We start from the raw sequence: 17,341 nt of genomic DNA on the forward strand, positions 1-17,341 counted from the left end.
TCAGTACAGCCCGAGCTGCCGCAGCTTCAACCGCGCCAGCCCCAGCAGCGCATCGGTGAACGGCGTGGCGACGCCCGTCAGCTCGCCGAGTTCGCGCACCACGGTCACCAGCGCATCGAGTTCCACCGACCGTCCGGCTTCCACGTCCTGCAGCATCGAGGTCTTGAACGCGCCGAGCTTCATCGTCACCGCGTGCCGGTCTTCGGGGCTCTGCGTGATCTCGATGCCGATGCGCTGTCCGATCTCTTTTGCCTCGAGCATCACGGCCGAGATGAAGCCGCGCACGTAGTGGTCGCCCATGATCAGGTCGGTGGTGACGCCCGTGAGCGCGCTGATCGGGTTCACCGTCATGTTGCCCCAGAGCTTGAACCACACGTCCTTCTGGATCTGCGGCGACAGCGTGGTGTCCAGGCCGGCACGCTGCAGCAGCGCGACCAGCTTCTGCACGCGCGGCGTGGCTTCGCCCGAAGGCTCGCCGACGATCAGCCCGTTGCCGAAGTGATGCCGCACCACACCCGGCGCATCGAGCGAACAGCTCGCATGCACCACGCAGCCGATCACGTTGCGCGACGGAATGGCCCGTGCAATTGCGCCGTCGGGGTCCACCGCCGCAAGCCGATGGCCGGTGATGGCGCCGCCGAAGCCGCCTTCGAGAAACCACCACGGCACGCCGTTCATCGCCACCAGCACGAGGGTGTCGGGCCCGATCAGCGGCCCGATGCGTTCGGCCACGCCGGCCAGCGCGGGCGCCTTCACGGCGATGACCACCAGGTCCTGCACGCCCAGCGATTCGGGGTCGGCCTGCGCGTTGACGGGCACGCGCGTGCGCACCTCGCCCCGCATCAGTGAAAGGCCGCCCTGCTGCAGTGCCTCGAGCGTGGCGCCGCGCGCCACCACGTTGAGCCGTTCGCCAGCTTGCGCCAGGCCGGCGCCGATCCATCCGCCGATGGCGCCGGCGCCGTAGATGCAGATCTTCATGTCAGTTCTTGTAGCTGGCGTCGATGCGGTCGACCTGCCGCACCAGCGCATCGAACACGTCCTGTCCCGCGCCGTGCTCGGGGCTGAACTGCAGCGCGTCGCGCGTGCAGCGCTGCGCGATCTCTTCGCTCACGGGAATGGCCGCGCCCATCGAGAAGGTGGCCATCTGGATCTCGCAGGCGCGCTGCAAGGTCCAGAGAATCGCGAAGGTCTGCGGCAGCGTCTGCCCCCAGGCCAGCAGGCCGTGGTTGCGCAGGATCACGGCGTTGCGGTCGCCGATGCTCCTGAGCAGGCGCGGGCCCTCGTCGGCATGGATGGTGATGCCCTCGAAGTCGTGGTACGCCACCATGCCGTGCAGCTGCGCGGTATAGAAATTGGTCTGCTGCAGGCCGCCCTGCAGGCAGGCCACGGCCACGCCGGCCGTGGTGTGCGTGTGCATCACGCAGTGCGCGCCGGGCAGGCCGTCGTGGATGGCGGCGTGCACCGTGAAGCCAGCCGGGTTCACCGGATACGTCGATCCGTCGAGCACCTTGCCCTGCAGGTCGATCTTCACCAGGTTACTGGCCGTGACTTCGCTGTAGTGCAGCCCGAAGGGGTTGATGAGGAACTGTTTCTCCCCGCCCGTCACGCTCGCGGGCAGCCGCACCGTGATGTGGTTGTAGATCATCTCGGTCCAGCCCAGCATCGCGAACACGCGATAGCAGGCCGCAAGCTCTTCGCGCGCGGCGCGCTCGTCCGGATGGATCGAGGGATGGACCGGAGCCGACGGCGGCACGCGGGTGGCGAGTGTGTTCATTGCAGTTCCTTCATGCAGGTTTATCCCTCAGCCGTGAAGCCGACTTCTTTCACGATCGGCGCCCACTTGGCGGTGTCTTTCTTGAGCAGGTCGGTCAGCTCGCCGGGCGTGGAAGACATGGCTTCCAGGCCGAAGGTGCCGAGGCCGTCGATCACGTCCTTCTGCGCCAGCGCGCTCTTCATCGAAGTGTTGAGCTTCGCGACCAACTCCGGCGAGGCCTTGGCCGGCAGGAAGAAGGCGAACCATTCGCTGTGCGCCATGTCCTTGATGCCCTGCTCGCCGAAGGTCGGCACGTCGGGCGCGAAGCGGCTGCGCTTGGCACCCGAGACGCCCAGGATGCGCACCTTGCCCGAGGCCAGGTGCTGCGTGATGTCGCCGATGGGGCCCGAGACGGCCGAGATGTTGCTGCCCAGCAGGTCGAGCATGGCCGGCTGCGTGCCGCGGTAGGCGGCGTGCTTGAGTTCGACGCCGCCCTTATTGCCCAGCAACGCGCCGATGAAGTGCGGCGTGGAGCCCGCGGCCGGCGAGCCGAAGTTGGCGCCGGCCGGATTGGCCTTGGCCCAGGCCAGGAACTCGGGCACCGTCTTCACGCTGGCGGGCACCGCGGGGCCGACCGCAAAGCCGAAGTCGAAGATGCACGCGATGCTCACCGGCGTGAGGTCGACCATCGGGTCGTACGGCAGCTTCTTGTAGATGTGCGGATAGATCGTGAGGATGGAGGTCGGCGTCTGCAGGATGGTGGCGCCGTCGGCGGGCCGGCCCTTCACGTAGCTCACGGCGATCTGGCCGCCCGCGCCGGTGCGGTTTTCCACCACGGCGGCCTTGGCGTAGTCGGGGCTGAGCTTCTGCGCGATGCGCCGGCAGGTGGTGTCCGAGGTGCCACCGGCCGCAAAGCCGGTGACGATGGTGGCGGTTTCGAGCGAGGCTTGCGCGAAGGCATGCTGGCCCAGGCTGGCAAGCAGCGCTGAGGCGCCGGTGGTCTGCAGCAGCTGGCGGCGGGTGAAGGTCATGATGATTTGTCTCCGGGGTGTTGTGGGTTGCGTTTCACGATTCGTCGCGCAGCCAGGTGACTGCGCCCGAATGGGTCACGGCGCCCTGGCAGGCCGGGCGCACGGTGAGCGCGTATTTTTCCAGCAAGCCGCGGTGCGGGACCCCCGCGTTTACCTGACGTCTGGAGAGCCGGAGCGCAATTTCCTCCGCCGCCAGTTCCACCGAAATGCTGCGCGCCCCGGCCCGCGCGTCGATGGCCACCATGTCGCCGTCCTGCAGCGCCGCAATCGGCCCGCCGTCGGCCGCTTCGGGCCCCGCATAGCCGATGCAAAGCCCGCGCGTGGCGCCCGAGAAGCGCCCGTCGGTCAAAAGCGCCACTTTGTCGCCCATGCCCTGGCCGTAGAGCAGGGCGGTGATGCCCAGCATCTCGCGCATGCCGGGGCTGCCCCGGGGGCCTTCGTTGCGGATCACGATCACGTCGCCGGGCTCGTAGCGCCGGTTCTGCACGGCGGCCTGCGCTTCTTCCTCCGAATCGAAGACGCGCGCCGGGCCGCGGTGCACCAGCGTCTGGAGGCCCGCGGTCTTGAGCAGCGCGCCGTCGGGGCAGAGATTGCCCTTGAGCACGGCCAGGCCGCCGTCGCGCGAGATCGGGTTGCCGGGCGCGCGCACCACGCGGCCGTCGGGCGCGGCGGCATCGGCCAGTTCCTCGGCCAGCGTGCGGCCGGTGAAGGTGAGCGCATCGCCATGCACGAAGCCCTGCGCCATCAGCGTGCGAAGAATGACGCCCGCCCCGCCGATGTAGAACACGTCGCGCGCCAGGTACTGCCCACCCGGGCGCAGGTCTGCGATGAGCGGCGTGCGCGCGAAGATCTCGGCGACGTCGTCCAGGTGGAACCTGATGCCGGCCTCGTGCGCGATGGCCGGCAGGTGCAGCGCGGCGTTGGTCGAGCCGCCCGTGGCCGAGACCACGGCGCAGGCGTTTTCCAACGCCTTGCGCGTGACGATGTCGCGCGGCAGGGGGCTGTCGCCCATCACCGCCTTCATGAGGTTCTTCGCGGCGCGGCGCATCAGCGGTGCGCGTTCGCTGAACACCGCCGGCACCATGCTCGAACCGATGGGCGCCAGGCCCAGCGCCTCCGACACCATGCCCATGGTGTTGGCCGTGAACTGCCCCGCGCACGCGCCGGCCGTGGGCAGGCAGGCGCGGCTCATCGCGTCGAGTTCGCCGTGCGTGGCGGTGCCGGCCAGCACCTTGCCGATGGTCTCGTAGGTGTCGACCACGTTGAGGTCGCGCCCGTCCGGGCCCGGCATCTGCCCCGGCAGCGCCGAGCCGCCGTGCACGAACACGCTCGGCACATTGCAGCGCACCATGCCCATCATCAGCCCCGGCAGGTTCTTGTCGCAGGCGCCGATGGCGAAGATGCCGTCCCACTGGTGGCCGCGCGTGGAGGCCTCGACGCTGTCGGCGATCAGCTCGCGCGAGATCAGCGAGAAGCGCATGCCCGAATGCGCCATGGTGAGCCCGTCGCTCACCGACACCACCGGGCATTCGTGGGGCGTGCCGCCGCCGGCGTAGATGCCGGTCTTGGCGTGCTGTGCCTGCTCGCGCAGGTTGAGGTTGCACGGGCTCATCTCGCCGCCGGTGTGGAACACGCCGATGTGCGGGCGTTCGATGTCCTCGTCGTCCTGGCCCAGCGCATGCAGGAAGCTGCGCGTGGTCGCGCGGATCGTGCCTTGGCGGATGGTGGCGGAGCGGAAGCGCTTGCTGTTCGGATCGGTGGGGGTGGTCATCGGGCTGGCATCGGCTGGCTGGCTGGATTGCGGAAGCGTCAGAACATGCCGTTCTTGTTCGCGGCGGTTTCGGGCACGGGCTGCACCACATCCCAGTGCTCGACGATCTTCCCGTTCTCCAGCTTGAAGATATCGACGATGGCACTGCCGCGTGTGCCCGGTTCGCGCACCGAGTTGACGTGCAGGATCACATGGTCGCCATCGACAAAACTGCGCTTGATATCGCTGTGCGATTTCGGAAACTTCTCGCGCAGGAACGCAATGAACTTGCGGAAGCCCTCGGGCCCGTCGGCCGCCGTAGGGTTGTGCTGCACATAGCGGTTGCCCACGTACTGCAGGGCCGCGTCGGCGTCCTTCTGGTTCAGGCCTTTTTCGTAGAAGGCGAGTACCGTCTGGCGGTTGGTCTCCTGCTGGGCGGTGGCGGCTTGCGGCTTGCCGGTGCCCATGGGGGCGCAGGCGGCAAGGAACAGGGTGGCGGCCGCCAAAAGGGCCGCGAGGGTGGCGCGTTGCATGAACGGTGCTCCGGTGCGAAAGCGAGTGAATGAATCGTTCAGTAGCCGCTGGGCGTCACGGCGCTCGCGGCGCTCTTGTATCGGGACGACAGCTGCTTCGCCGCCGCCGTGAGCAGGATGGTGTCCACCCCCACCGCCACGAACTGCGCGCCGGCGGCCAGCCACTTGCGCGCCTGCTCCTCGGTGGTCGACAGAATGCCCGGCGCCTTGCCGGCCTTGCGGATGCGCGCAATGGCGTCGGCGATCATGGCCTGCACCTCGGGATGGTTCGGCTGGCCTACGAAGCCCATCGAGGCCGACAGGTCGGCCGGCCCGATGAACACGCCGTTCACGCCCGGCGTGGCCGCGATGGCGTCGAGGTTCTTCATGGCCTCCACGGTTTCGGCCTGCACCAGCAGGCAGGCCTGCGCGTTGGCTTCGTGCAGGTAGTGCGGATAGGCCTGCCAGCGCGAGGCGCGCGCCAGGGCGCTGCCCATGCCGCGGATGCCTTCGGGCGGGTAGCGCATGCCCTGCACCATGCGCGCCGCCTGCTCGGCGGTGTCGACCATCGGCACCAGGATGGTCTGCGCGCCGATGTCGAGGTACTGCTTGAGCAGCGTGACGTCGCCGACGGGAACCCGCACCACGGGATGCGAGCGCTCGGACTCGGGCTGCGCCGACCAGGCGCTCGAGATGCCCTGCAGCTGCGCGAGCACCGAGCGCACGTCGTTGGGCGCGTGCTCGCCGTCGACCAGCAGCCAGTCGAAGCCGGTGCCGGCCAGGATCTCGGCCGCATAGCCGTCGGCCAGGCCGACCCAGAGGCCGATCTTCTGTTCGCCGGCCTGCATGGCCTGCTTGAAGGTGTTCAGGGGTGTTTGCATGAAATACTTTCTTTAGACCAAGCGGAAAGCGATGGCGCCCAAGGGACCGTAGTCTGCATGGAAGGTGTCGCCGGCCAGGGCGGTGGTCGGCCGCGTGAACGAGCCGCCCAGCACGATTTCACCGGCTTCGAGGCACTCGTCCCACGGCGCGAGCTTGTTCGCGAGCCAGGCCACGCCCGTGGCCGGATGGTTGAGCACGGCCGCGGCCACGCCCGATTCCTCGATCACGCCGTTCTTGTAGAGCAGCGCGCTGACCCAGCGCAGGTCGACCGCGTCGGGCTTGACCGGCCGGCCGCCCATCACGATGCCCGCATTGGCCGCGTTGTCGGCAATGGTGTCGAACACCTTGCGCGGCGCCTTGGTGTGGCGGTCGAACTGCTCGATGCGCGCGTCGATGATCTCGATGGCCGGCACCACGTAGTCGGTGGCGGCGAGCACGTCGAAGATGCTCACGTTCGGCCCCTGCAGCTTCCTGCCGAGCACGAAGGCCAGCTCCACCTCGATGCGCGGCGCGATGAAGCGCTTGAACGGGATGTCGCCGCCCTGCTCGAAGAACATGTCGTCGAGCAGGGTGCCGTAGTCGGGCTCGTCGATCTGGCTCGACTGCTGCATGGCGCGCGAAGTGAGGCCGATCTTGTGGCCCTTCACGACGCGGCCCTCGGCGATCTTGTGCTTCACCCATTCGCGCGAGATGGCGTAGCCGTCCTCGATGGTCATCTCGGGAAAGCGCTTGGAGAAATGCTCGACCTGCACGCGCGACCTCTCGCTTTCGTGCAGTTCGGCCGCGAGCCTGGCAATGGTGTCGGCAGTGAGCATGGTTCTACTTGTTGAAAAGAGGATGCAGGTTGCTGTGCTTGCCGTCATACACCTGGCCCGGGCTTTCGTCGATCTGCAGCGTGATGCCGATGTGGCGCTTGTCGAAGATCGGTTCGAAATGCGTGCGCACGGCGGCCAGCAGGTCGTCGCCGGCCTTCTTCTTCACGGCCTCGGGCCGGCCTGCGGCCATGCGGAGGTTGAGGTACGCGAAGGCGTAGTCGGCCTTGCCGTCGGCTACCGCGTAGTGCGCGGCGGGATAGGCCAGCACGCGCGTGCCGCCGACGGGGAACACCGGCTTGCCGGCCTCGTCGCGCTGCGCGAGCATGGTGTCGGCCAGCGTGCGGCACAGCGCCGACATGTCGGTCTCGGCTTCGATGTTGGGCGTGTAGAGGATCACCAGGTGGGGCATGTCGTTGTTCCGTTCATTCGACCGACATCGTCGCGGCGGTGCATGTCACCGCGAAGATCGGTATGGCCTTCATGTGCAAGATATTCCCTTTGCCGCGTGCAGCCGCGGCCACGCTGATGAAGGTGCGAATCTCGAAGCCGCCCTGGCCCGCTTCGCGGTAGGTGGCCTCGTCGTTGTAATCGTCTTGCGAGAGCAGCGCCTCGCGGTCGTTGGCGCACCAGCGGCGCATGAACTCGGCGTCCCAGGCTGCATTCACCTTGCCCGAATCGGGCGTGGCCGGCCAGTGCGAGATGCCGCCGGTGCCCACCAGCGCGATGCGCTCGGGCGCCTTGTCGCAGGCGCGGCGCAGCGCCTCGCCGAACGCCCATGCGCGGTGCAGCGGCGTGAGCGGCGGACCCTGGCAGTTGATGTTCACGGGAATGACCTTGGTGTCGAAGTTCGGCGTGAGAAAGTTCAGCGGCACCATGATGCCGTGGTCGAGCTTCCATTCTTCCGCGTAGGCCACGTCCACGGTCTGCATCACCTCGCGGATCAGGCGCTGCGACAGCGCGGCGTCGCCGGGAATGGTGTGCTTCTCGATGCCCAGCCACTTCGGGTCCTCGATCGGGCCCTCGTAGCTGTCGGCCATGCCGATCGCATACGCGGGCATGTTGTTCATGAAGAAGTTCGCGAAGTGCTCGGCCGCGATGACGATCACCGCATCGGGCTTCGTGGCGCGCATGGCTTCACCGAGGCGGTGGAACTGCGCGTGGAACTCGTCCTTGGCGGCCGGGTCGGCCAGGTGGGCGCGGCCCGTGATGCCGGGGGCGTGGCTGCACACGCCTGCGAATACGAGGCTCATACGCCTGCCACTTTCTCGTCTGTGCCTGTTGTCATGGCGTAGATGCCGGCGCGCACGGGGCCATACTTGCGCACGCCTTCGCGCATGGCTTCGAGATAGTCGGCCCATGCAATGCCGAGCAGCGGTGCAAAGTGCATGAGCAGTTGTCCATTGCAGCCGAGCACATACAGCTTGCCGATGTCGCCCTTGTCGATGGCTTCGCGCTCTTCGTCGTCGAAGTCATAGGCAGCCAGCAACGCGGCACGTGTTTCGCCGCCTTCGCCATACCGGCGCTGCACCTGGGCGTCACGGTTGAGCGTGAACAGGAATTTCTGCATGGCGTACAGGCTCATTGCAGTGATCCATGGCGCTCTTGTTCAGGGCGCGTGCACAGGACACCGGGTGCTCCCCTCCGCGAATGTCCCCCGCCTTCGGCTCCTCCTTTATTTCGCTGCGGGGAGCACCCGATGCCCTGTGCACCATGGGCGCTGCTCTTGTGCTGGCCGATCAACCACCGCTCTGCATAACGATCACGCTGATGGGGTGCCTTGCGCAGCGAAATAAAGGGGGAGGCCGCAGGCCGGAGGACATTCGCGGAGCAAGGTACCCCGTCGGCGGGAGCGCGCCCCGAACAGCGCACGTCAAACACAACGCGACGAACAGAAAAGCAAGAGCTCATCTCAAGTCCCCCAATGCGGAATGTGATGCGAGCCCATCGACACCGCCACATTCTTCGGCTCGCAGAACACTTCATAACTCCAGGTGCCGCCTTCGCGCCCCGTGCCCGAGGCCTTGGTGCCGCCGAAGGGCTGGCGCAGGTCGCGCACGTTCTGGCTGTTGACGAAGCACATGCCGGCCTCGACCGCGGCGGCCACGCGGTGCGCGCGGCCGATGTTCTCGGTCCATACATAGCTGCTCAGGCCGTACTGGATGTCGTTGGCAAGGCGAATCGCATCGGCCTCGTCCTTGAACGGAATCAGGCACGCCACCGGTCCGAAGATTTCTTCCTGCGCAATTCGCATCCGGTTGTCTACGTCGGCGAACACGGTGGGCGCCACGTAGTTGCCCTTCTTCACGCGATCGGGCAGGTTGCCCGGAACCTCGAGCCCGCCGCACAAGAGCGTCGCGCCTTCCTTCGGACCGAGTTCGATATAGCTGCGCACCTTCGCCAGGTGCGCCTGCGAAATCATCGGCCCGACGATGGTCTTCTCGTCGAGCGGGTCGCCCACCACGATGCGCCTGGCGCGCTCGGCGAACTTCGCGGCAAAGTCGGCATAGATCGACTGCTGCACCAGGATGCGCGAACCGGCCGTGCAGCGTTCGCCGTTGTTGCTGAAGATCATGAACACCGCCGCATCGAGCGCGCGGTCGAGATCGGCGTCTTCGAAGATCACGAACGGGCTCTTGCCGCCCAGCTCCATGCTGAACTTCTTCAGGCCCGCGCTCTTCACGATGCGGTTGCCGGTGGCGGTGGAGCCGGTGAACGAGATCGCGCGCACGTCGGGGTGCGCCACCAGCGGCTCGCCGGCTTCCTTGCCATAGCCGTGCACGAGGTTGAGCACGCCGGGCGGAATGCCGGCTTCGAGCGCCAGCTCACCCAGCCGCGCGGCCGTGAGCGGCGAGAGCTCGCTCATCTTCAGCACCGCGGTGTTGCCGAAGGCCAGGCAGGGCGCGACCTTCCAGGTGGCGGTCATGAAGGGCACGTTCCACGGGCTGATGAGCGCGCACACGCCCACCGGGTGAAACAGCGTGTAGTTCAGGTGCGTGTGCGTGGGGTAGGTGTGGCCGTCGACGCGCGTGCACATCTCGGCGAAGTAGTAGAAGTTGTCGGCCGCGCGCGGAATCAGCTGCTTGCCGGTCTGTGCGATCACCTGGCCGCAGTCATTGGTCTCGGTCTGTGCGATCTCGGGCACGTGCTGCGCGATCAGGTCGCCGAGCTTGCGCACGAGCTTGGCGCGTTCGGGCGCGGGCAGGCCGGCCCACTTGGGAAAGGCCTCCTTGGCGGCGGCCACGGCCGCATTCACTTCGGCCTCGCCGCCCGAGGCGACCTCGGCCAGAACCTCCTGCGTGGCCGGGTTGATGGTCTCGAAGTAGTCCTTGCCTGTGACGGACTTGCCGCCGATGAGGTGGTTGATCTGTTGCATGGAAAAGGTGTCCGGTTCAGTCGAGCTTGATGTCGCGCGCCTTGATCAGCGCGTGCCATTTCTTGCGCTCCGCATCGGTGTAGCGCGTCATTTCGGTGGCGTCGGCAGGGCGTGCTTCCCAGCCCGCGTCATAGAGTTTCTGGCGCACGCCCGCATCGCCCATGGCCTTCTGCAGCTCGGCGCCGAGCCTGGCCTGCACTTCCTTCGGCGTGGCTGCGGGCGCCACGAGGCCCTGCCAGGTGTAGGCCTCGACGTTGGCGTAGCCCATCTCCTTGGCGGTGGGCACATTGGGCAGCTGCGGAATGCGCTCGGCCGACATCGCGAGCAGCGGTACCACCTTGCCGGCCTTGACCGCGCTCACACCGCTGGGCAGGTCGAGCATCATCAGCGGAACCTGGCCGCCCATCAGGTCTTGAAGCGCGGGTGCGCCGCCCTTGTAGGGCACGTGAAGCATCGACACGCCGGCCTCGCGCTGGAACAGTTCCATCGCGAGGTGGTGCGGGCTGCCTGTGCCAGGCGTCGCGATGCTGTATTTGCCGGGTGAAGCCTTCAGCGCGGCGACGAGCGCCTTGGCATCGGCGATGCCCGCATTGGGCGCGGCCGTGATGACGAGCGGCGAGCGGCCCATCATGCCGACGAGCGCGAAGTCTTTCTCGGCGTCGTAGGGCAGCTTCTTGTAGAGCGCGGGGTTGTAGACCAGCACGCCGTTGTCGGCCGAGAACACGGTGTAGCCGTCGCCCGGCGAACGCGCCACGTTCTCCGACGCGATGATCGCGCCCGCGCCGGGCTTGTTGTCGACGAGCACCGGCTGGCCCACCTGCTGCGACACCTGCGCGCCGACCGTGCGTGCGAGAAAGTCGGTGCCGCCGCCGGCCGGGTAGCCCACCACCCAGCGCACGGGCTTGGCGGGGTAGGCCGCGGTCTGCGCCGATGCATCGAGCGCGAACATCGAGGCGCTCAACGCCACGAGGGTGGCCGCGACGCCGCGTATTTTCTTTCTGGTGTTCATGGCGTTTGTCTCCGCTGCTTTTGTATATGTGTGACAGGAAAAAAATCAGGCCGCGTCGATGGTGTTGACCAAAGCGCCGATGTGCTCGATCTCGCAGATGACCACGTCGCCCGGCTCGCAGTCGACCACGCCGTCGGGCGTGCCCGTGAGGATCAGGTCGCCCGGCGACAGTGTCATGAAGCGGCTGAAGTATTCGATGAGAAAGGGCACGTCGAAGATCATGTCGCGCGTGCTGCCCTGCTGCGTGACGGTGCCGTTCACCGTGGTCTTCAATGCGAGTGCCATGGGGTCGGGCACGTCGGCCGCGTCGACGAACCAGGGGCCGAGCGGCGTGCAGGTGTCGCGGTTCTTCACGCGCAGGTTGGGGCGGTACCAGTTCTCGAGGTAGTCGCGGATCGCGTAGTCGTTGGCGACCGTGTAGCCGCCGATGAAGTCGTAGGCGTCGGCCCGCTTCACGTTCTTCGCGGTCTTGCCGACCACGATGGCGAGCTCGCACTCGTAGTGCATGAACTGCACGCCGGCCGGCCGGTGCGTGTGCTGGCGGTGGCCGATGAGCGTGCTCTGGCCCTTGACGAACACCAAGGGTTCCTCGGGCGCCTTGAACTCGAGTTCCTTCGCGTGGTCGGCGTAGTTCAGGCCGAGCGCGAGGATGGTGCGCGGGCGCGGCGAGGGCGCGAGCGGCGGCAGCCACACAAGCTGTTCCTGCGGCACGACGCGGCCGTCGTCCAGCCGCACGGCGGCATCGGCCTGGCCGTTGAATTCGTGCGCGATGCCGGTGTGCTCACGACCTTCGAAGATGACGCGTGCGTGCTTCATGCTGCGGCCTCTTGCACCAGCGTGTTGCTCAAGGCCTCGAAGCCCGGCGCCGAGATCTCGATGCGGTCGCCCGCACGCGCCAGCGGCCGGCCGGCATCGCAGCCCAGCATCAGCACGTCGCCATGCGCGAGCGTCATGAATTCGCCGACGTCGGCGAGCAGCTGCTGCGCGGGCCGCACGAGCTGCGAGAAGTCGATCGACTGCTTCAGCGCGCCGTTGATGCGCACCTCGACGTGGAAGTGCGCGGGGTCGGCCACCTCCTGCGCATCGCGCAGCGCCGGGCCAATGCCCAGGAAGCCGTCGACGCATTTGAACTTCACGGGCGGGCGGAAGAAGCTCGCATGCGGGATCGAGAGGTCGTTCATCAGTACGAAGCCTTCGACGTCGCCCTCGGCGCCGATCACCATGCCGATGCTGGCGCCGACTTCCACCTCGGACACGGACGAAGGCATCGCGATGGCGCTGCCGTGCGGGCTCCAGGTGTTGACCGTCTTCACGTAGAGCACGGGCGCCTTCGGCGGGGCCTTGTAGGGCAGCTGCGTCATCTGCGGGGCGAGCGCCTCGAACTCGGCGCGGAAATTCAACAGCGTGCCGTACACGGTGCCGGCGGGCATGAAATGGGGGTTGCCGCTCATGAGGGCTGCTCCAGTGCGATGAGTTCGTCGAGCAGCCCATAGAGCTGCGTGAGCTTGGCCTTGCCCAGCGACCTTTCCATCCAGTCGTAGTGCGCCTCGATGCTGCCCGACAGGCGCTTTACGAGCTTCATGCCGTGCGGCGTGGCCTCGACCACGGTGCGGCGCTGGTCGGCCGGATCGCGGGCGCGGATGATGAGGTCGTCGCGCTCCATGCGTGCGAGCACGCCGGTGAGGCTGGGGCCGAGGATGAAGGCCTCGCGAGCCACGCGGCCGGTATCGACCGCGCCGTGCTCGCCAAGTACGCGCAGCACGCGCCATTGCTGGTCGGACAGCGCATGCTCGCGCAGGCTGGGCCGCGTGTGGGCCATCACGGCTTCGCGCGCCTGCAGCAGCAGGCGCGGCAAATTGCGGTGCGTGAATGTGGTGCTCAAGGCTCGTCTCTTTCGAAATTACTTAACATGTTAAATGATTCATCACGCCTTTCCAAGGCCCCTGGCATCAGGGTTTGTGCGGACACCTAAACTCGCCGCATGGCCAAGGAAAAATCTCTCTTCGTCTGCAGCGAATGCGGCGGCACCAGCCCCAAGTGGCTCGGCAAATGCCCGAGCTGCGGCGCCTGGAACACTCTCATCGAACAGGTGGCGGGCAGCAGCGGCCCGGCCAACAACCGCTTCGGCACACAGTACGCCGCGCTCGCGGGCGTGTCCGAACTTGCCACGCTGTCGGAAATGGAAGCGACCGACATCGAACGCACGCCCACCGGGCTCGACGAACTCGACCGCGTGCTGGGCGGCGGCATCGTCTCGGGCGGCGTCACGCTGATCGGCGGCGACCCGGGCATCGGCAAGTCGACCTTGCTGCTGCAGGCGGTCGATGCGCTGCAGCGCGCGGGGCAGAACGCGCTCTACGTCACCGGCGAGGAAAGCGGCGCGCAGGTGGCGCTGCGCTCCAGGCGGCTGGGCCTGGACCACTCGCAGGTGCAGGTGCTGGCCGAGATCCAGCTCGAGAAGATCATCGCCACGCTCGACGCCACGCGCCCGGCCATCGCGGTGATCGACTCGATCCAGACGGTGTATTCCGACCAGCTCACTTCCGCCCCAGGCTCGGTGGCCCAGGTGCGCGAATGCGCGGCCCACCTCACGCGCTTTGCCAAGACCAGCGGCACGGCGGTGGTGCTGGTGGGCCATGTCACCAAGGAGGGGGCGCTCGCGGGCCCGCGCGTGCTCGAGCACATGGTCGACACGGTGCTGTACTTCGAGGGCGACACGCATTCGAGCTTTCGCCTCGTGCGCGCCATCAAGAACCGCTTCGGCGCCGTGAACGAGATCGGCGTGTTCGCGATGACCGAGCGCGGCCTGAAGGGCGTGACCAACCCGAGCGCGATCTTCCTGAGCCAGCATGCGGAGCCGGTGCCCGGCAGCGTGGTGCTGGTCACGCTCGAAGGCACGCGGCCGATGCTGGTGGAGATCCAGGCGCTGGTCGACAACGGCGGGCCGAGTCCGCGCCGCCTCTCGGTGGGCCTGGACCGCGACCGGCTCGCGATGCTGCTGGCCGTGCTGCACCGCCACGCGGGCGTGGCCTGCATGGACCAGGATGTGTTCGTCAACGCGGTGGGCGGCGTGCGCATCAGCGAGCCGGCGGCCGACCTGGCCGTGATGCTCGCCATCACCTCAAGCCTGCGCGGCAAGCCGCTGCCCAAGGGGTTCATCGCATTCGGCGAGGTCGGGCTGGCCGGCGAGGTGCGCCCCGCGCCGCGGGGCCAGGAGCGCCTGCGCGAAGCGGCCAAGCTGGGCTTCAGCGTGGCCGTGGTGCCCAAGGCCAACGCGCCGCGCAAGGGCTCGAAGGAGATCGAGGGCCTGACCATCCATGCCGTCGAGCGCATCGAGGAGGCGATGGACGTGGTGCGCCGGCTCGACTGATCGACCCATGAAAAAATGCCCGGCGCGCCAATGGCGCGCCGGGCGATCCTCCCTGTTCCCCGATGTGTGACGTGTCTTGTTGTTGTGCTGGCAACCCCGGTTGCCTCTCCCTGAATGAAACCGGCCTGGTCGGCCCGTGCGGCGAAATGTGCCAGCGGGAGCCGGCGCGCGGTGCGCCTTTCGGGGCGAGTACCGTCCTGCGCGCCTGGCGGTAGCCAGGGCGGCTACCGCGCGAGGCGACAATGCGCCCCATGAATTTCCAGAAAATACTGGTGCCCGTGGGCGGCATCATCCTGCTCGGGCTCGCATGGCGCAGCTACGGCTGGGCCGGCGTGGCGCTGACCGGCGGCGTCATCGTGATGTTCCTGCTGCTGCACTTCAACCGCGCGATGCAGGTGCTCAAGCGCGCGGCCGACCGGCCGGTGGGCTATGTGGCGAGCGCGGTGATGCTCAACGCCAAGCTCAAGCAGGGCGTGACGCTGATGCACGTCATTGCGATGACGCGCGCCCTGGGTGAGCTGCGCTCGCCCAAGGACGAGCAGCCCGAGCTCTACCGCTGGACCGACACCGGCGGCTCGTACGTCGACGCCGTGTTCAACGGCGGCAAGCTGCAGAGCTGGACATTGACGCGGCCCGAAGCGGAGCCCGACGACGCGCCGTCTTCCGAAGAAAACACGGCGCGCTAGGCAAGGCTGAGGTGCCGCGCTTCCGGCGCCATCGTCGCGGGCCTTCAGCCCGCGCGAAGAAGCGCCGGCCGTCAGAAGGGCGCGTCTTCTTCCTCGGCTTCGGCGTCGGCCGGCGTGGTGGTCGTGGGCACTTGCGCGACAGGCTTCGGGGCTGCTGCATCCGTTGGCGCGCCGCTGAACGCCGCCTCGCCGCCCAGCGCGTCGAGCAGCGCCGGCACCAGCTGGCCGAGCTCGCCGGTGGCAATGGCCACGTCGGCGTCGAAGTTGTCTTCCTTCTTGCCGCCGGCCGCGCCGTCGCCCGTGCCTTCGAGGAACACGATCTTGCGGATCAGCATGCCGTGCGTCAGCTCGAAGGACACGCGGTCGTCCCAGGTGAGCGCCAGGCGCGTGGGGCGCTTGCCGTCGGTGATGTGCTTCTGCACTTCCTCGATGTCGAGCGGATGCTTGGCGTAGCGCACCACGGCCTTGGAGTCGTCGGAGGCCTTGAGCTCGCACTCGCGGTCGATGGTGAAACCCGCGGGCGGCTCCTGCGTCAGGAGCCAGTTGGCCATGGCGGCCGCGGGCTCGATCTGCGTGTTGATGAGGGCCACCGCAAAGCCGTCGAGCGACTTCACGAGGCTGGTGACCACTTCGTCGGCGCGCGCGGCGTTGCCGCTGTTGATCACGAGGCGGCGCTCGGCCTGGTCGATCCACACGGCCACGCGGGCGCTGCGCGTGAAGGCCATCGGCAGCAGCTCCAGGGTGATGTCCTCCTTGAGCTCCTTCTTTTCCTTCTTGCCGGGCTTGCGGCCGGTGGTGGCCTCGATCTGCGCGCAGCGCTCGTCGAGCTTGCGGCGCACCACGGAGCCGGGCACCGCCTTGCTCTCGATCATGTATTCGACCAGCCACTGGCCGTCGATGGATTCGACCAGCGGGCCGTTGGCTTCGCCGCGGGGCTCGGCCCAGCCGGCGGACTTTTCCTGCGAGGGGCCGCAGGGCTCGAAGCGGTGCTTGCCGAGCCCCTCTTCTGCCTCGGCCAATGTTTGGGACCAGGCAGGTTCGATGCGATAGACGATGACGTTCTTGAATACGGACACGGAAACCCTTTTTTCCACTGGTTTGGACAACTGGCCATTGTCGGGCACGGCGTTCCGGCGGCCACCGTAAAATCGAAAGCTTTTGCGACTTCCCCCCGGTCGCTCCCCACACAGCTCCCAAAGGAATCAGGAAATGAGCTCGATCCCCCCCTCGCTGGACGACCGTGACGGCAAGATCTGGATGGACGGCGAACTCGTGGACTGGCGCGACGCCAAGATCCACGTGCTGAGCCACACGCTGCACTACGGCTGCGGCGCCTTCGAGGGCGTGCGCGCCTACAAGACGCCCGAGGGCACGGCGATCTTCCGCCTCGCCGAGCACACCGAGCGGCTCTTCAACAGCGCCAAGATCCTGCGCATGAAGATTCCCTTCACGCAGGAACAGCTCAACGAAGCCCAGAAGCAGGTGGTGCGCGAGAACAAGCTCGAAAGCTGCTACCTGCGCCCGCTGATCTGGATCGGCTCCGAAAAGCTCGGCGTGAGCCCCAAGGGCAACCGGATCCACGCCATGGTCGCGGCCTGGTCCTGGGGCGCCTACCTGGGCGAAGAGGGCATGCGGCGCGGCATCCGCGTGAAGACCTCGAGCTTCACCCGCCACCACGTCAACATCACCATGACGCAGGCCAAGTCGGTGAGCAACTACACCAACTCGATCCTCGCCAACATGGAAGCGCTGGACGACGGCTACGACGAGGCGCTGCTGCTCGACGCGAGCGGCTTCGTCTCCGAAGGCGCGGGCGAGAACATCTTCGTGGTCAAGGGCGGCGTGGTCTACACGCCCGACCTCTCGGCCGGCGCGCTCAACGGCATCACGCGCAATACCATCCTGCACGTGTGCAAGGATCTCGGCATCGAGCTGGTGCAGAAGCGCATCACGCGCGACGAGGTCTACATTGCCGACGAAGCCTTCTTCACCGGCACGGCCGCCGAAGTGACGCCCATCCGCGAGCTCGACCGCATCGAGATCGGCAACCGCGGCGACGGCGGCTCGCGCGGCCCGATCACCGAGAAAATCCAGGCGGCCTTCTTCGACATCGTGAACGGCAAGAACCCCAAGTACGCCCACTGGCTCACGAAAGTCTGA

Annotated in this window: 19 protein-coding genes; 3 read left to right on the forward strand and 16 right to left on the reverse strand. The window is 67.3% G+C overall.

Features of this window, described 5'->3' with window-relative positions; all coding sequences use genetic code 11:
* From QFZ47_RS13905 to hpaR, 15 genes are all read right to left on the reverse strand, one after another.
* A complete protein-coding gene (locus QFZ47_RS13905) occupies positions 1–978 on the reverse strand; it encodes a 2-dehydropantoate 2-reductase (protein ID WP_307656187.1) in 978 nt (325 codons plus the stop codon).
* Between the two features lies 1 nt (position 979).
* Positions 980–1,774, reverse strand: a complete 795-nt coding sequence (locus QFZ47_RS13910; RefSeq protein WP_307656188.1) for a class II aldolase/adducin family protein — start codon at positions 1,772–1,774, stop codon at positions 980–982.
* Positions 1,775–1,794: 20 nt separating this feature from the next.
* The gene (locus QFZ47_RS13915) at positions 1,795–2,784 is read right to left on the reverse strand and encodes a Bug family tripartite tricarboxylate transporter substrate binding protein (RefSeq protein ID WP_307656189.1); all 990 of its coding nucleotides are present in this window, start codon (positions 2,782–2,784) and stop codon (positions 1,795–1,797) included.
* A 34-nt stretch (positions 2,785–2,818) separates the two neighbouring features.
* Positions 2,819–4,555: a dihydroxy-acid dehydratase gene (gene ilvD / locus QFZ47_RS13920; RefSeq protein WP_307656190.1), complete on the reverse strand. Its 1,737-nt coding sequence runs from the start codon at positions 4,553–4,555 to the stop codon at positions 2,819–2,821.
* Between the two features lie 38 nt (positions 4,556–4,593).
* Positions 4,594–5,067, reverse strand: a complete 474-nt coding sequence (locus tag QFZ47_RS13925; RefSeq protein ID WP_307656191.1) for a nuclear transport factor 2 family protein — start codon at positions 5,065–5,067, stop codon at positions 4,594–4,596.
* Positions 5,068–5,105: 38 nt separating this feature from the next.
* Positions 5,106–5,927, reverse strand: coding sequence for an aldolase/citrate lyase family protein (locus tag QFZ47_RS13930; protein WP_307656192.1), 822 nt, complete (start codon positions 5,925–5,927; stop codon positions 5,106–5,108).
* A gap of 12 nt (positions 5,928–5,939) precedes the next feature.
* The gene (gene hpaH, locus QFZ47_RS13935; RefSeq protein ID WP_307656193.1) at positions 5,940–6,743 is read right to left on the reverse strand and encodes a 2-oxo-hept-4-ene-1,7-dioate hydratase; all 804 of its coding nucleotides are present in this window, start codon (positions 6,741–6,743) and stop codon (positions 5,940–5,942) included.
* Between the two features lie 4 nt (positions 6,744–6,747).
* A complete protein-coding gene (locus QFZ47_RS13940; protein ID WP_307656194.1) occupies positions 6,748–7,152 on the reverse strand; it encodes a 5-carboxymethyl-2-hydroxymuconate Delta-isomerase in 405 nt (134 codons plus the stop codon).
* A gap of 13 nt (positions 7,153–7,165) precedes the next feature.
* Positions 7,166–7,993 carry a DODA-type extradiol aromatic ring-opening family dioxygenase gene (locus QFZ47_RS13945; RefSeq protein ID WP_307656195.1) on the reverse strand — a complete coding sequence of 276 codons (828 nt, stop codon included), beginning with the start codon at positions 7,991–7,993 and terminating at the stop codon, positions 7,166–7,168.
* Entirely contained in the window at positions 7,990–8,325 is a 336-nt protein-coding gene (locus QFZ47_RS13950; RefSeq protein WP_307656196.1) for an aromatic ring-opening dioxygenase subunit LigA, read from the reverse strand. Before QFZ47_RS13950 ends, QFZ47_RS13945 begins: the two co-directional genes overlap by 4 nt.
* Before the next feature lie 327 nt (positions 8,326–8,652).
* Positions 8,653–10,116 carry a 5-carboxymethyl-2-hydroxymuconate semialdehyde dehydrogenase gene (gene hpaE, locus QFZ47_RS13955; protein WP_307656197.1) on the reverse strand — a complete coding sequence of 488 codons (1,464 nt, stop codon included), beginning with the start codon at positions 10,114–10,116 and terminating at the stop codon, positions 8,653–8,655.
* 16 nt (positions 10,117–10,132) lie between these two features.
* Positions 10,133–11,125, reverse strand: a complete 993-nt coding sequence (locus QFZ47_RS13960; RefSeq protein ID WP_307656198.1) for a Bug family tripartite tricarboxylate transporter substrate binding protein — start codon at positions 11,123–11,125, stop codon at positions 10,133–10,135.
* Positions 11,126–11,170: 45 nt separating this feature from the next.
* A complete protein-coding gene (locus tag QFZ47_RS13965) occupies positions 11,171–11,941 on the reverse strand; it encodes a fumarylacetoacetate hydrolase family protein (RefSeq protein WP_307656199.1) in 771 nt (256 codons plus the stop codon).
* Positions 11,938–12,576 carry a fumarylacetoacetate hydrolase family protein gene (locus QFZ47_RS13970; protein WP_307656200.1) on the reverse strand — a complete coding sequence of 213 codons (639 nt, stop codon included), beginning with the start codon at positions 12,574–12,576 and terminating at the stop codon, positions 11,938–11,940. Before QFZ47_RS13970 ends, QFZ47_RS13965 begins: the two co-directional genes overlap by 4 nt.
* On the reverse strand, positions 12,573–13,007 hold the full coding sequence (hpaR, locus tag QFZ47_RS13975; protein ID WP_307656201.1) for a homoprotocatechuate degradation operon regulator HpaR: 435 nt from the start codon (positions 13,005–13,007) through the stop codon (positions 12,573–12,575). The genes QFZ47_RS13970 and hpaR overlap by 4 nt, the downstream gene beginning before the upstream one ends.
* Before the next feature lie 99 nt (positions 13,008–13,106).
* On the opposite strand from hpaR, the gene radA reads away from it, so the two are divergent.
* Complete coding sequence (radA, locus tag QFZ47_RS13980; protein WP_307656202.1) at positions 13,107–14,495, forward strand: DNA repair protein RadA; 1,389 nt, start codon at positions 13,107–13,109, stop codon at positions 14,493–14,495.
* Between the two features lie 242 nt (positions 14,496–14,737).
* Entirely contained in the window at positions 14,738–15,181 is a 444-nt protein-coding gene (locus tag QFZ47_RS13985) for a glycerate kinase (protein WP_307656203.1), read from the forward strand.
* 71 nt (positions 15,182–15,252) lie between these two features.
* On the opposite strand, the gene QFZ47_RS13990 is transcribed toward QFZ47_RS13985, so the two are convergent.
* Positions 15,253–16,257 carry a recombination-associated protein RdgC gene (locus QFZ47_RS13990; protein WP_307656204.1) on the reverse strand — a complete coding sequence of 335 codons (1,005 nt, stop codon included), beginning with the start codon at positions 16,255–16,257 and terminating at the stop codon, positions 15,253–15,255.
* A gap of 133 nt (positions 16,258–16,390) precedes the next feature.
* On the opposite strand from QFZ47_RS13990, the gene QFZ47_RS13995 reads away from it, so the two are divergent.
* Positions 16,391–17,341, forward strand: a complete 951-nt coding sequence (locus QFZ47_RS13995) for a branched-chain amino acid transaminase (RefSeq protein WP_307656205.1) — start codon at positions 16,391–16,393, stop codon at positions 17,339–17,341.

The organism is Variovorax paradoxus (genome assembly GCF_030815975.1).
Lineage (GTDB): Bacteria > Pseudomonadota > Gammaproteobacteria > Burkholderiales > Burkholderiaceae_C > Variovorax > Variovorax paradoxus_N.

What these genes read in the sequence shown, in the direction of transcription:
- QFZ47_RS13905 (WP_307656187.1), bottom strand. Translation starts at nt 978, where the DNA reads ATGAAGATCTGCATCTACGGCGCCGGCGCCATCGGCGGATGGATCGGC.
- QFZ47_RS13910 (WP_307656188.1), bottom strand. Translation starts at nt 1,774, where the DNA reads ATGAACACACTCGCCACCCGCGTGCCGCCGTCGGCTCCGGTCCATCCC.
- QFZ47_RS13915 (WP_307656189.1), bottom strand. Translation starts at nt 2,784, where the DNA reads ATGACCTTCACCCGCCGCCAGCTGCTGCAGACCACCGGCGCCTCAGCG.
- ilvD (WP_307656190.1), bottom strand. Translation starts at nt 4,555, where the DNA reads ATGACCACCCCCACCGATCCGAACAGCAAGCGCTTCCGCTCCGCCACC.
- QFZ47_RS13925 (WP_307656191.1), bottom strand. Translation starts at nt 5,067, where the DNA reads ATGCAACGCGCCACCCTCGCGGCCCTTTTGGCGGCCGCCACCCTGTTC.
- QFZ47_RS13930 (WP_307656192.1), bottom strand. Translation starts at nt 5,927, where the DNA reads ATGCAAACACCCCTGAACACCTTCAAGCAGGCCATGCAGGCCGGCGAA.
- hpaH (WP_307656193.1), bottom strand. Translation starts at nt 6,743, where the DNA reads ATGCTCACTGCCGACACCATTGCCAGGCTCGCGGCCGAACTGCACGAA.
- QFZ47_RS13940 (WP_307656194.1), bottom strand. Translation starts at nt 7,152, where the DNA reads ATGCCCCACCTGGTGATCCTCTACACGCCCAACATCGAAGCCGAGACC.
- QFZ47_RS13945 (WP_307656195.1), bottom strand. Translation starts at nt 7,993, where the DNA reads ATGAGCCTCGTATTCGCAGGCGTGTGCAGCCACGCCCCCGGCATCACG.
- QFZ47_RS13950 (WP_307656196.1), bottom strand. Translation starts at nt 8,325, where the DNA reads ATGAGCCTGTACGCCATGCAGAAATTCCTGTTCACGCTCAACCGTGAC.
- hpaE (WP_307656197.1), bottom strand. Translation starts at nt 10,116, where the DNA reads ATGCAACAGATCAACCACCTCATCGGCGGCAAGTCCGTCACAGGCAAG.
- QFZ47_RS13960 (WP_307656198.1), bottom strand. Translation starts at nt 11,125, where the DNA reads ATGAACACCAGAAAGAAAATACGCGGCGTCGCGGCCACCCTCGTGGCG.
- QFZ47_RS13965 (WP_307656199.1), bottom strand. Translation starts at nt 11,941, where the DNA reads ATGAAGCACGCACGCGTCATCTTCGAAGGTCGTGAGCACACCGGCATC.
- QFZ47_RS13970 (WP_307656200.1), bottom strand. Translation starts at nt 12,576, where the DNA reads ATGAGCGGCAACCCCCATTTCATGCCCGCCGGCACCGTGTACGGCACG.
- radA (WP_307656202.1), top strand. Translation starts at nt 13,107, where the DNA reads ATGGCCAAGGAAAAATCTCTCTTCGTCTGCAGCGAATGCGGCGGCACC.
- QFZ47_RS13985 (WP_307656203.1), top strand. Translation starts at nt 14,738, where the DNA reads ATGCGCCCCATGAATTTCCAGAAAATACTGGTGCCCGTGGGCGGCATC.
- QFZ47_RS13995 (WP_307656205.1), top strand. Translation starts at nt 16,391, where the DNA reads ATGAGCTCGATCCCCCCCTCGCTGGACGACCGTGACGGCAAGATCTGG.